Source organism: Sediminibacterium sp., from assembly GCF_051861365.1.
Classification (GTDB): Bacteria; Bacteroidota; Bacteroidia; order Chitinophagales; family Chitinophagaceae; genus Sediminibacterium.
Window position 1 is genome coordinate 88580 of record NZ_JBHYCW010000004.1, and the last position, 12039, is coordinate 100618.

Here is a 12039-nt window from a genome sequence, read left to right on the forward strand (position 1 = left end):
TGATGCGAATATTATCACTTCTCTTTTTTGTTATGACATTGTCTGTTATTAGTTACGGACAGACAAAAGCTCCTGTAAAAGCTGCCGTTAAAGCACCTGTTAAATCCAATGCAGCCGCTCTGAATCCTTTAAAAAATAATAAAGATTCCGCCGGTTATGCTTTAGGTATCAGAATCCTTCAAAACCTGCAGGCACAAGGACTTGATGCTGTGAATGTAGTAATGCTACAAAAGGCAATGAATGATATGTTGCAAAAGAAACCGTTATTACTCAAAGAAGATGTCTTGGATCGTTGTATCGGCACATTCGCGAATGAAGTAAATACTGCAAAACTGGAAAAATCTAAAAGAGCAGCAAAGGACTTTTTAGCTGCAAATGGGAAACGTCAGGGAGTCATTACTTTACCGAGTGGATTACAATATGAGATCTTAAAAGATAATCCGGGTGGTACAAAACCTACTGCTACTGACCAAGTCAAATGCCATTACCACGGTACATTGATTGATGGAACCATTTTCGATAGTTCTGTAGACAGAGGCGAACCGATCGTGTTTTCAGTTGGAGGCGTGATCAGAGGCTGGCAAGAAGCCTTACAGCTAATGACAGTGGGAAGTAAATGGAAACTCTATGTTCCTTCCGAGCTGGCTTATGGCGATCAGCAAGCAGGACCTAAGATTGGTCCGGGTTCAACTTTAATTTTTGAAGTTGAATTGTTATCTATCGAAAAATAAGTTTGACTTTTTTTACAAAAGCTCTTTATGCTGGATAGTGTAAAGAGCTTTTGTATTCTATTAACCTTCATTAACCTTTCCCTAAAGTTCATTAACTGCATTTGCTTTGATGTACATCTACTTTTGGAACATTAAAACCAGAAGTAAATGCTTAAATACCTTACTACCTTACTCGTTCTTTTTACTTTGCCTATCTTAACTACAGCGCAGCAACCGGCAGCTGTTAAAGGAAATGTATATGATACGGTCGCTAAACGTGGGTTAGCGTATGCTACCATTTCAATCGTTCATGCAAAAGATTCTACCCTCGTAACTTTTACTCGTGCAGATTCTACGGGTAAGTTTAGTTTTAAATCTCTTGAAAAAGGGAGTTATCTTCTTTCTGCCTCTTATGTAGGCTATATTCCTGTGTGGAAAAATATTGAAGTGAAAACCGGACAGGAACTGGATATGGGACAGATCATTATGACTGATCTATTACATGGTGGTGATGTTACCGTAACAGCCAGACGAGCGCCTGTTACCATCAATAACGATACAGTAGAATTTAATACAGAGAATTTTAAGACACAGCCGAATGCTGTTGTGGAAGATCTTCTGAAACGCTTACCAGGCGTTACAGTAGACAATGATGGAACCATTCGTGTGAATGGACAAAAGGTTAATCGAGTATTGGTGAATGGGAAGGATTTTTTCACTGGAGATCCAAAAATTGCTACTAAGAACTTAGATGCGGATGCAGTAGATAAAGTGCAAGTATTCGATAAAAAAAGCGATCGAGCAGAATTTTCAGGTATTGATGATGGTAATTCAGAAAAAGCCATTAACCTGAAACTAAAAAAGGATAGAAATAAATCCACATTTGGACGTGTGGCAGCAGGTGCCGGAGGTGATGATGGTCGATATGATGCACAAACCAATGTGAATCGTTTCAATGGCGATCAGCAACTGTCTTTATTGGGAATGGGTAATAATACCAATAGACAAGGCTTTACGTTGAATGATATTATGAACTTTACCGGTGATCTAGCAAGAGGAATGCGCAATGGCGGGGGTGTGAATATTTCAATTGGAGGTGGCCCTTCTGATAATGGATTGCCTGTTACTGGTTTGGGACAAAACCAACAAGGTGTTGCCACTACCTATGCTGGAGGTGTCAACTATAATGATACCTGGAATAAAACAGCAAATGTGAATACCAGTGGAATGTTTAGTGATAGTGATCTGTTGACAGACCGTGTTACAAACAGACAAAATCTATTACCGGGAAATAATTTTGATTATAGAAGTAATAGTAGTTCAGCCAGAAAAGTGCAGCAGCAAAGATGGAATGGAGCCATTGACCATAAATTTGATACGATGATCTCTTTAAAGATCACTCCACAGGTATCTGCACAACAGAATAATACCAATACCTACAGCAGTTATACCTCTACTAACACTAACGGACAAAAAATCAATGATGGTTTTAGTGATAGTAAAACACGTTCAGAGGCTTTGAATCTTTCAGCAAATGTATTGTATCGTCAGCGTTTGAAGAAAAAGGGAAGAACTTTATCCGGTAATTTCAGTGTGAATTATAATGATAGTAAACAAACCGGTGATCTGTATACCAGAAATACCTTTTATGCAGCCAGAGTAGCTTTGCGTGATTCTATTACCAATCAAAAGAATAGTCGTAATGCCATAACCAGAAATTTTGGCGCGATGGTGACTTATACAGAACCTATTGGGCGTAAATCTTTATTAGAAATCACTTCTTTCTACAACACCAATAGTGGACAAAGTGATCGTAAGACTTTTGATTTTGATGGTATTTCAGGAAAATATGATCGTTACAATACCATTCTAAGTAATGATTTTACTAGCAGTTATAATTATGGAGGCGGTACACTGAATTTCAGATCAAATATGAACAAGTTAGTGCTTACTGTAGGATCTTCTTTCCAGGCAGCAACTTTGAGAAGCACCAATAATACCAACGGGAATGTGATAGAGCAAAGATTCTCGGATATTCTACCCAGTATGAACATTCAGTATCGAATGACATCCACAAAAACACTGTCTTTCAATCTGAGCACTTCAACCAATCAGCCTTCAACAGCACAATTACAGCCTGTTGCTGATGTGAGTGATCCATTGAATACTTATACCGGTAATCCAAATCTGAAACGTAGTTATGTACAGTCGATCAATCTGAATTTCTTTTCTACCAACATTTATACCCAAAGAAATTTGTTTGCATTCATTTCTGCAACTAAGACAGACAATGCCATCGTGAATTCTGATGTGATACAACCCAATGGCGCAAGGGTTTCTATGCCGGTGAATGCAGATGGACAATACTTTATTTTTGGTAATATCAGTACCGGATTTCCTTTAAAGAAACTGAAGTCAAGAATCGACATCGGTATCGGAACTAACTACCAGCGTAATATTGCCTTCCTCAACGGTAAAAGAAATGATATCTCTAACACAGGTATCGGGCCGTCACTGAATTATAGTTTTAATAAAGATGGGTTGATGGATATTACCGCAAGTGCAAGATTGAATATCAGCAAAGCCACTTATTCACTTCAACCCATGTTGAATACCAATTTCCTTCAACAGACGTATAATTTTGAAATGAATAATTACCTGCCTTTAGGTCTGGTAATGAATAACAGCTTTAATTACCTCGTGAATACAGGTCGCGCAGATGGATTTAACACCAGAGTACCTTATTGGAATGCCTCGTTGGCCAAGGGTTTTATGAAAAATAAAAGAGGAGAGGTAAAGCTCACGGTGTACGACATGTTGAATAAAAATATAGGTATCAATCGTACCGCCAATCAAAACTACATCGAAGATACCCGCTACAATGTATTACAACGCTATTTCTTAGTAAGCTTTACTTATCGCTTAAATAAAGCCGCTACAACAGGTGGTGCAAGGGTTATTACCAGAACCTTCTAATTCAGTTTTTCTCTTTCTCATATTTATCAGTCTCCCCTCCTGTCTAGGAGGGGATTTTTTATTACCATGCTAAGCCCCGAAAATAATTGATCACAAGCTGGATTAGTATGAATCAAATAAGCTCACGCTGAAAATAGGTAAGCACGTTCCAAAGTACAGTGAACTATTTAAAAGTCAGGTGCTTTGACGTTGAGAAGCAGTATATGATTCGTATATGTTTAATCACATAAAGCATATTAGTAGAATAATTTATTAAATAAATCTATATCAAGGTCTTTATAAAATTAAAGGAGTATTTATCTGCGCCAATCATAACAATCATGTCCAAAGGACTCCTGTGGAGATAATCCGCGTCCCATCATTCGATATAAGCAGGTGAATAAAAAAGGGTATCTCAAAAGTAAAATAGGAGCCTTGAGATTCGTTTGATGGCTTATAGTTCATGGCTTATGGATAATTGACCATAGTCCATGGTAAAAGAAAGACTCTGATAGTGGTTGGAATAAAAAGAGGCTGTATCAGACATGTGATACAGCCTCTATAAGATTCAGTTAAACGGGAATTAACCACCTATTCTAATACCACCATTTTGCATTTGTTGCTGCATCAGTTCCAATCTCATTTTTGAAAACTCAGCTGCAGTTACAGTTTTTCCTTTTTTAGGTTCTTTCAATTGTTTTTGATCTACTTGCTTTTTGAACTCTAAAGCTGTGTAAACAGTACCACCATTATCGGTATCGAGTTCAAGAATCACGCCAGGTAACTCTCCGTGGTTTTCAGGTCCAACCGGACTAGCAATATCTTGAGCGTACCAAGCAACCAATTCTATTTCGCGTGGCTGAGGGCGAGAAGTATCACGGTTTATATTGCCGCCCGGACCACCGATGACCATCATTCTCATGGGTGCAGCTTGCACACTGATTTTTCTGGTTGCTTTTAAGCAGGTATAACCAAGGATTTGTTTGGTTTCATTGGTTAGTTTCCAGGGTTGCTGAGTGATAGAGTCTACTACCAAATAGCTTTTACCTGCCAGTTCAGAGCTAAGAATTGATTTTGATTGAGTGAAATTCTTGTACAAATCTCCACCATCATTGCTACCGGCAACGGTGAACGACATACGAACACCACCACCACCAGCACCGGCACCGCCTGCAAATGGATCGGGAGCTTCATTCTCCGGGATCATTCTGTATACGGAAATACTATCACTAAAGATCAATAAGTGTTTAGAGATGCGAAATTCCGGCATCATCGCACGCATCTGTTCATTGGGCATGTTACGATGATTATTGATTTTTCGTTCATAAACAATTGTACCCTCTTTTATCTGGGCTTGTAATGCACTAATACCCATCGCAGCGGATATCAATAAAAATGCTTTCTTCATGAAGGTTACGATTTACTTTTTTTAATAATAAAATAGACTGATTGTGAGTATGTATAAATTTCCTCAAAGCTAATCCTAGCCTTTGTTAAGCATTCTTGCTCAAAGGTTAATTTAGGTTAATGAAATACCTATGAACCTAGTTGAACCCTTTACCTTTGTTGCTCACGATAACAACATGAAAAAAGTACAGCTCACCCTTTTATTGATGATGGCCACCATTTTGCTCTTGGCTGCATTCGAAGGTTATTGGCTGCATAAACTATACAAAGACGAGTATGATGGTTTACGCAAAGAAGTAGATGTTAGCTTTAGAGAAACCATGAATAAACTCCAGTTAGGCAGATTTGAAAAAGATACAGCACTAGTTGGGGAAGTATTTACCACAACACTGACTTCCAAAAAGAATAATACCACTTTTAAATCGGATGAATCAGTTAAAAGAAATACACGACCTTCTACATTTGTTTATCGGTCAATTACTTCACCGGATGTATTAAAAAAAATACCACCAGATTCCATTGAGTCGGTTACAGTATTGAAAGGAGCAGCTTCCGGTTTTAGCTTTAAGGGAGCACCCAATCCCGCTTTGATTGAGTTAATCATGAAACAATCACAAAATGCTATTGACTCTCCACGGAGAATAGTGATTAGAGTCGATAGTGCATTCCATGAAGATATAGATGGAAAAACATTTGAGAGACGTAACGGACTCACCATTAGCATCAAGGGGAAAGATACTGCTGGACTGAAAATGCTGGGCGATAGCATGGCTAAATTGTCTACCAGGGTTTTCACAATGCCAATGTTACGTGCTGCAAAAACATTGGAAGATAGAATGCGTAGAAGAGATAGTATCCGTTTTACAAAAACCATTAACCCTCCGGTAGATACTATTTTACAGTTTAGATCTCCGGTTCAAAAGACTACAAGTTCACCCATCATTCGTTTTCTTTCTAATAATAAAACGATTAACGATTCTATTCCTGTTAAAACTGTAGACTCTGCTTATAGAGTAGAATTGAATAAGACCAATAAGCAATTAAAATTTTCAATACAGTTTGAATCTTACAAAGATAGTAGTCAAAAAATATGGAATCTTAAACGCGACAGTTCAAATGCAGTTGTTACCGATAAGGTTTTTGTAGGATATACTACACCTTATGCTTACCAAGCGAAATTCGAAGACACCCAAATGTATGTATTGGGAAAAATGCAAATGCAGATAAGTGGGTCTTTATTGGTATTATTATTAGTGGCAGGATCTTTTATCGTATTGTATCGTAATCTGCTAGCGCAACAAAGACTTGCAGAAATCAAAAACGATTTTATCAGTAATATCACGCATGAGCTCAAAACACCTATTGCAACAGTAGGTGTAGCGATTGAGGCATTAAGAAATTTTAATGCAATGCAAAGTCCGGAAAGAACAAAAGAATATCTGGATATTTCTGCTGCTGAATTACAGCGATTGAGTTTGTTGGTAGATAAAGTATTAAAACTTTCGATGTTCGAGAAACAACAGATTGAACTGAATAAAGAACCTTTTGATTTGAAAGAACTGATGCAAGAGACATTGAAAATCATGAAGCTTCAGTTTGATAAACAAAAAGCAGTGGTAACTTTCACCTCCGGTGATCATAGCTTTATGTTGGAAGCGGATAAATTGCATATCACTAGTGTGATCTATAATTTATTGGACAATGCATTGAAGTACAGTAAAAACAACGCGCAGATTCAAGTAAACTTAGACTTAGTAGATCATAGATCAATTGTATTAACAGTCTCAGATAACGGTATGGGAATAGCGTCTGAATATCAGGGTAAAATATTTGACAAGTTTTTCCGTGTTCCCACCGGTGATAAGCATAATATCAAGGGCTATGGTTTGGGTTTGAGTTATGTAGCAGAAGTGATTAAAAGCCATAAAGGCTCCATCTCAGTGGATAGCGAACCGGAGAAAGGAAGTACATTTACAGTAACACTTCCGGTTAGTCATAAATAATGAACCATGCCAATCAAAGTACTATATGTAGAAGACGAGTTGTTTCTGGGAAAGATTGTGAAAGAAACACTCGAAACAAGAGGATTTGAAGTGATCATGGAATCGGATGGTGCGGATGTAATCCGCAGTTTTGAAGATGAAAATCCCGATATCTGTATACTAGATGTCATGCTCCCCAATAAAAGTGGTTTTGAGTTGGCAGAAGATATTCGCAAACTGAATGATGATGTGCCTGTAATTTTCCTCACCGCCAAAACGCAAACAGAAGATGTGGTGCAAGGATTTAAAATAGGTGGTAATGATTATATCAGGAAGCCATTTAGTATGGAAGAACTCATCGTTCGTATTGAAAATGCTTTGCGTGTAAAAAAAGAAGTACTGATTCCCGAAAATGGAGATAGCATAACCATGGGTAAATACCAATTCCATTTGAATAAACAAGTCCTCACGAAGGGTGCTACAGAAAGAAAACTCTCTTATCGTGAAGCAGAGCTGGTGAAGTATCTCTATCGTCATAAAAATGACGTAATCGACAGAAGAGATCTATTAAACCATATCTGGGGCAATGATTCTTTTTTCAATAGCCGTAATCTTGATGTATACATTACCAAAATCAGAGGTTATCTGAAAGAAGACCCCTCTCTTGAAATTATCACAATTAAAGGGGTAGGCTATCGGTTTGTTGTTTAATCTTAGTTGACAGTTGATAGTTGACAGTTGACAGCAGGAAGTTTTTCCTGTCAACTGTCAACTATCAACTATCAACGTTCCCCCGACTTTTCCTACCTTCGCATTCCATAATTGCCAAGCTATGAATGAAAAGTTTGTAACCCGTATAAGGGAAGAATTACAAGAAATAGATGCAGCCGGATTGTTCAAGAAAGAACGTATTATTACCAGCGAGCAAGGTCCCGAGATTATAGTGAATGGTAAAACCGTTTTAAACTTTTGTGCCAACAATTACCTGGGTCTTTCTTCACACCCCAAAGTGATAGAAGCTGCACATAAAGCCATTGATACACATGGTTATGGTATGAGCAGTGTTCGTTTTATTTGTGGAACACAAGACATCCATAAAGAATTGGAAAAAAAGCTGGCTGATTTTCTCGGAACAGAAGATACGATTCTATATGCAGCTGCATTTGATGCAAATGGGGGTGTATTTGAGCCACTCTTTAATGAGCAAGATGCCATTATTAGCGATGCGCTCAATCATGCTTCTATTATTGATGGTGTTCGTTTGTGTAAAGCCCAGCGTTTCCGTTATGAGCACAACAATATGAAAGATCTGGAAGCGAAGTTGAAAGAGAGTGCGGGTTGTAGAAGTAGAATCATTGTAACAGATGGTTCTTTCAGCATGGATGGAACGATTGCGCAATTAGATAAAATATGTGACTTAGCAGATCAGTATGATGCTATTGTGATGATTGATGAATGTCATTCATCCGGTTTCTTGGGTAAAACAGGACGGGGTACTCATGAATACAGAGGTGTAATGGGAAGGATTGATATCATCACCGGAACCCTTGGAAAAGCTTTGGGTGGAGCCAGCGGTGGTTTTACATCCGGTAGAAAAGAGATCATCGAAATGTTACGTCAACGAAGTAGACCTTATTTGTTTTCCAATACAGTAGCTCCTTCCATTGTAGGGGCATCTATTGCAGTATTGGATATGCTTACGGAGACAACTATTTTAAGAGATCAACTCGAATACAATACAAAGTACTTCCGCACAAAAATGACAGAAGCGGGTTTTGATATCAAACCCGGAGATCATCCCATCGTGCCAATTATGTTGTATGATGCAGTGGTAGCACAACAATTTGCAGCAAAATTGCTGGAAGAGGAAGTATATGTAATCGGATTCTTTTATCCGGTGGTAGCCAAAGGACTAGCACGTATACGTGTACAGTTAAGCGCTGCACATCAACAACAACATCTTGATAAAGCCATCGCAGCTTTCATTAAAGTTGGAAAGGAATTGAAAGTATTGAAATAACATCCACTCCAAGTGGCTAAATCTATCTGTATGAATTTTTCAAAAGTATTGCTTTCGGTATTTACCGCTATAGTGGTTTTATTCGCTGCTTGCTCACCCAATAATGTAACGGTAGAAAACGGATATCAAAAGTATTTTGATGAAAACAAAGTGACGGGTACTTTCGGATTATTTGATAATGGTAGCGGACAATTCACGATCTATAATTTATCCCGATTCAAAGATTCCTCTTATCTACCGGCTTCTACTTTTAAAATTGTCAACTCATTGATTGGTATTGAAACCGGAAGAGTTAGCAATGAAAAAATGGTGATCAAATGGGATGGGGTAGTTCGTGTAATGCCGGGTGGTGATACTGCTCATGGATGGAACAAGGATTTAACCATGGAAGAAGCTTTTGCAGCTTCCGCATTACCTTATTATCAGGAAGTGGCCCGAAGAATTGGTAAAGATACCATGCAGCGTTGGATCGATAGTTTGCAGTACGGAAATAAGCAATTAGGAAGCGCCATTGATTCTTTTTGGATCAACAACTCCTTGAAAATTTCTCCGGATGAGCAACTGGGCTTGGTAAAAAGATTGTACTTCGGTCAATTACCTTTTCAAAAACGTACCCAAGATATCGTCAAAAAAATGATGATCAGAGAAAACAATGCGAATTATCAGCTGGCATATAAGACTGGCTTAGGGTTTAAGGAAAATGGTAATCTGATTGGGTGGATTGTTGGATGGATTGAAGAAAACAAACATCCTTATTTCTTTGTACTGAATGCAGAAGGACCTGCTGATGCCAAAATGATGGATGCAAGGATGAATATCTTAAAAGGTATTTTAAAAGAGCAGGGATTTTTTGAGGGTAAACGATAAGCAATTATTGACTGGATGACAAAGCGACAAGATTATATCAGTTGGGATGAATACTTCATGGGCATTGCTATATTATCTGCCAAACGAAGCAAAGATCCCAATACTCAAGTGGGTGCCTGTATTGTGAATGATCAAAACAAAATTGTAGGAACCGGATACAATGGACTGCCTATTGGTTGTAACGACGATGAATTTCCCTGGAGTAAGCAAGGCGATTTTCTGGATACCAAGTACCCCTATGTTTGTCACGCAGAGTTAAATGCCATCCTGAATAATATTGGAATGGATTTAAAAGGGTGTAAAATCTATACAGCTCTTTTCCCTTGTAATGAATGTACAAAAGCCATTATTCAATCAGGGATCAAGGAAGTAGTGTATTTATCAGATAAGTATAATGGATCGGATACATCCATCGCTTCCAAAAAAATGTTGGGTACTGCAGGAGTTAGTTATCGTAAAGTAATCTCAAGTGTTCAACAATTACATCTGTCTTTTGATGAAACAGATGTTTAATTTGTAGTATTCAAAGCTGCTTTCACGGCCGGAGCGATTTTTGTTCCAAAAATTTCTATCGATCCCATTAAATCCTTGTGTGAAGGTCCACCCACATCCATATGCGCTGCAAATCGATCAAATCCGAGTACCTCATGTAAGTAAAGAATTTTGTCGATGGCTTCATTGGCATCACCAATAATCAGCGCTCCTTGTTTGCCTCGTCCAGCCTCATACTGCTCTTTTGTATAGGGCGACCATCCTCTTTCACGACCAATTCTATTCATCTGCTGTGCATACTGCTGAAAATACTGATCAGCAGTTGCTTTACCATCCTTACCAAAGAAAGCATGCATGTGAACACCGGTTTTTTGATGTGATGCTGGATGTTTGAAATGTGTGCAGACTTTATGATAATAATCGAATAACGGTTTGAATTGAGCCGGACTACCACCAATGATCGCAAAAATAACAGGGATACCATAAGTGCTAGCTCTTAATACCGATTCCGGAGTGCCACCAACAGCGATCCATAGGTCCAACTTTTCTTGATAGGCTCTTGGAAATATTTCTTGATAGATCAATGGTTTTCTGAACTGACCTTTCCAACTTACTTTTTGTTCCTGATTGATTTGAAAAAGCAGATCGAGCTTCTCTTCAAATAAAATGTCATAGTCTCTCAGGTCAAAACCAAAAAGGGGAAATGATTCTGTAAAGCTGCCTCGTCCGATGACCAATTCTGCACGTCCATCAGAGAGTAGATCAATGGTGGAATATTGTTGGTATAATCTCACAGGATCTGCAGAGCTCAGCACAGATACCGCACTTCCCAGTTTAATATTTTTAGTTACCGGAGCAGCCGCAGCCAATATGATCTCGGGGGCAGATACTGCATATTCCTGTCTATGGTGTTCACCAATACCAAAGAAGTCAAGGCCCAATTCATCCATCAGTTTGATTTCTTCGATCATTTGTTTTAATCGATCACCTGTAGGTTCTTGAACTCCATTCTTGTTGACATGAATATCTCCAAACATGCTAATACCTAACTCCATACAACCATTTTTTGCAAAGATAGACAGGACAAGGAACCAATGGCTCATCAATCTGTCTTTAGAAGTATCGGTATTGTTAAAACCATGTTCCTGGCAATAAAATTTTTTGAAAATTGAATTTTATACTTTTACTTTGTATTTCAAAGTGCTTTTAAAACAATCAATATGACACAACAAAATGATGCAAATTTTATTCAAGTAAACCCGATAGCTGCCGCTAAGCGTATGTTTATTGGTGCTGTTATTGCATTTGCTTTAATTCTCAGCTTATTACTCAGTGTAAAATATCCCAAGCCTGAATGGAGTACTTTATGGATGCTGAAGCCCTTGCTCATTACTCCATTAGCTGGAGCGGGAGGGGGTGCTTTTTTTTACTACATGACTCAAATCGTGAAAAATAATGTTTGGGCTAAACTGATCGCCACATTGGTAGGTATTGTTGGATATGTGATTGCTATTTGGCTGGGCTCTGTTTTAGGTTTAAATGGTACCCTTTGGGATTAATGAGTGAGTTCTTTTTAAACATAGGTTGAAGCAAAAAAAAGGTGACC

General features: G+C 38.2%; 10 protein-coding genes. 8 read left to right on the forward strand and 2 right to left on the reverse strand.

All coding sequences use genetic code 11. From position 1 onward, the window contains the following. The first annotated feature begins 2 nt into the window (after nt 1-2). Both ACTIEV_RS02855 and ACTIEV_RS02860 read left to right on the forward strand, forming a co-directional pair. A complete protein-coding gene (locus ACTIEV_RS02855; RefSeq protein ID WP_439516039.1) occupies nt 3-731 on the forward strand; it encodes an FKBP-type peptidyl-prolyl cis-trans isomerase in 729 nt (242 codons plus the stop codon). Between the two features lie 147 nt (nt 732-878). After that, the gene (locus ACTIEV_RS02860) at nt 879-3686 is read left to right on the forward strand and encodes an outer membrane beta-barrel protein (RefSeq protein WP_439516040.1); all 2808 of its coding nucleotides are present in this window, start codon (nt 879-881) and stop codon (nt 3684-3686) included. 562 nt (nt 3687-4248) lie between these two features. On the opposite strand, the gene ACTIEV_RS02865 is transcribed toward ACTIEV_RS02860, so the two are convergent. Next, on the reverse strand, nt 4249-5073 hold the full coding sequence (locus ACTIEV_RS02865) for a GLPGLI family protein (protein ID WP_439516041.1): 825 nt from the start codon (nt 5071-5073) through the stop codon (nt 4249-4251). A gap of 175 nt (nt 5074-5248) precedes the next feature. Here ACTIEV_RS02865 and ACTIEV_RS02870 point away from each other — a divergent pair, with 175 nt between their 5' ends. From ACTIEV_RS02870 to ACTIEV_RS02890, 5 genes are all read left to right on the forward strand, one after another. Beyond that, the gene (locus tag ACTIEV_RS02870; RefSeq protein WP_439516042.1) at nt 5249-7075 is read left to right on the forward strand and encodes a sensor histidine kinase; all 1827 of its coding nucleotides are present in this window, start codon (nt 5249-5251) and stop codon (nt 7073-7075) included. 6 nt (nt 7076-7081) lie between these two features. Then, a complete protein-coding gene (locus tag ACTIEV_RS02875) occupies nt 7082-7765 on the forward strand; it encodes a response regulator transcription factor (RefSeq protein WP_439516043.1) in 684 nt (227 codons plus the stop codon). A 121-nt stretch (nt 7766-7886) separates the two neighbouring features. Beyond that, on the forward strand, nt 7887-9074 hold the full coding sequence (gene kbl, locus ACTIEV_RS02880; protein ID WP_439516044.1) for a glycine C-acetyltransferase: 1188 nt from the start codon (nt 7887-7889) through the stop codon (nt 9072-9074). A 30-nt stretch (nt 9075-9104) separates the two neighbouring features. Further along, entirely contained in the window at nt 9105-9941 is an 837-nt protein-coding gene (locus ACTIEV_RS02885; protein ID WP_439516045.1) for a penicillin-binding transpeptidase domain-containing protein, read from the forward strand. A gap of 15 nt (nt 9942-9956) precedes the next feature. After that, complete coding sequence (locus ACTIEV_RS02890; protein ID WP_439516046.1) at nt 9957-10454, forward strand: deoxycytidylate deaminase; 498 nt, start codon at nt 9957-9959, stop codon at nt 10452-10454. On the opposite strand, the gene ACTIEV_RS02895 is transcribed toward ACTIEV_RS02890, so the two are convergent. Further along, complete coding sequence (locus ACTIEV_RS02895; RefSeq protein WP_439516047.1) at nt 10451-11488, reverse strand: LLM class flavin-dependent oxidoreductase; 1038 nt, start codon at nt 11486-11488, stop codon at nt 10451-10453. The two genes, ACTIEV_RS02890 and ACTIEV_RS02895, sit on opposite strands and share 4 nt — an antisense overlap. Before the next feature lie 165 nt (nt 11489-11653). Here ACTIEV_RS02895 and ACTIEV_RS02900 point away from each other — a divergent pair, with 165 nt between their 5' ends. Next, entirely contained in the window at nt 11654-11992 is a 339-nt protein-coding gene (locus ACTIEV_RS02900) for a hypothetical protein (RefSeq protein ID WP_439516048.1), read from the forward strand. Nucleotides 11993-12039 lie beyond the last annotated feature (47 nt).